This window comes from Kocuria cellulosilytica (genome assembly GCF_040981245.1).
Classification (GTDB): domain Bacteria; phylum Actinomycetota; class Actinomycetes; order Actinomycetales; family Micrococcaceae; genus Kocuria; species Kocuria cellulosilytica.
This window is the reverse complement of record NZ_JAVFWZ010000097.1, coordinates 1-569: the sequence shown is the minus strand read 5'-3', so window position 1 is coordinate 569 and position 569 is coordinate 1. Positions and strand designations below refer to the sequence as shown.

The 569-nt window shown below is 75.2% G+C and carries 1 protein-coding gene; it reads left to right on the top strand.

The genetic code is table 11. The features are described 5' to 3' along the window. Positions 1-514: DUF5998 family protein (locus RCG67_RS17180; RefSeq protein WP_368828019.1), on the top strand; the 514-nt coding region annotated here is incomplete at its 5' end. Positions 515-569 lie beyond the last annotated feature (55 nt).

The window sequence follows — 569 nt, the reverse complement described above, 5'->3', positions numbered from 1 at the left end:
CGTCCTGCACGTCACGCACGTGGACGACGAGGAGTTCGACGAGAGCGGCCGCGACGTGGTCGCCCGGGTCTCGACCGAGACGGTGGGGATCTCCCAGATCCGCTCCGTCACGCTCAGCTACTCGTACTACCAGCCGGCCAACTACCGGCCGGACAGCCCCATCTCCGAGGTGACCCTGGCGATCGCGTGGACCGGGACGCTGCACGTCGACCTGGCCCCGGCCCTGTGCGACGACCCGCAGTGCCAGGCCGACCACGGCTACACCGGCACGGCCTCCCGGGAGGACATCGTGCTGCGGATCAGCGCGGAGGCGGACGGACCGGCCGCCGTCGAGGGCGCGAGGGAGTTCGCCCGCACGCTGCGCCGCGCCAACCTCTCCCCGCTCACCGACGGCGCCCAGATCGCCCAGCCGGCGCACGGGCGCGTGCCCGCCCCGCGGCGGACGTCCGCGACGACCCCGCGCCCGCGGTTCACCGACCGGTTCACCGGCCGGGACGGCGGCGCCGCCCGATGAGGGCGGTCCAGGACGTCCTGCCCGCTCTGCCCGCCGACCTGCCGAAGCCTCCGCG